Here is a 732-nt window from a genome sequence, read left to right on the forward strand (position 1 = left end):
AACAAGCACTGTCCGAAAAACCCCCAGCAGTCCATTCAACACCCCGACGATGAAAACTCGAGGCTAAGTTCAGTCTCTCGTTGTTGGCTGACTGGGGTTGGATTGTGTTGGGGCCAGTGCTGCGGGATGCCCCTATGTGTCGCGTCAAGTGGCAGTGGGGTAGTTTCGTGGCTGGTTGTGGGTCGTAGAGGGAGCCGTTGCAGATCACGCATGAAGGGTCAGGATGCGGCGTTGGTTGGAGCGAGTGCGGCCTGGTTGTGACGCTTTTTTGGTTTCGTTTGCGCTGGTAGTACGTCCTCGATATTGGATTGGGGCATATGAAGGCAAAGGAGCCAGGGGCGGCTACGCCTACCTGCACACCGCCATCGACGGCTTCTCCCACCTGGCCTACACCGAGGCCCTCGGCGGTTGAGAAGGCCTCCACCACGATCGGCTTCTTCTGCCGCGCCCGGGCCTTCCTGGCCGCCCACGGCGTCACAAGGCTCGTGCGAGTCGTCACCGACAACGGGGCGAGCTACCGCGCCCAGGCCTTCACCACGACCATCACCTCCCTGGTCTCACGCCACCAGAGGATCCGCCCCTACACCCCACAGCACAACGGCAAGGTCGAGCGCTACAACCGCATCCTGGCCGAGGAGTGCGTCTACACCCGCACTTACACCTCACAGCAGCAGCGCCACGACGCCGTCGCAGCCCCCATCCGTCGGCCCGCGGTGTGCTGCGTGGACTGCT

General features: G+C 62.7%; 1 pseudogene. It reads left to right on the forward strand.

What is annotated here, in order from left to right:
• Nucleotides 1-325 precede the first annotated feature (325 nt).
• Nucleotides 326-732, forward strand: a pseudogene (locus HMPREF2883_RS03015) (DDE-type integrase/transposase/recombinase); the annotation flags it as partial.

Origin of the sequence: Actinomyces sp. HMSC075C01 (assembly GCF_001812965.1) — a bacterium.
GTDB classification, from domain to species: Bacteria; Actinomycetota; Actinomycetes; order Actinomycetales; family Actinomycetaceae; genus Actinomyces; species Actinomyces acetigenes.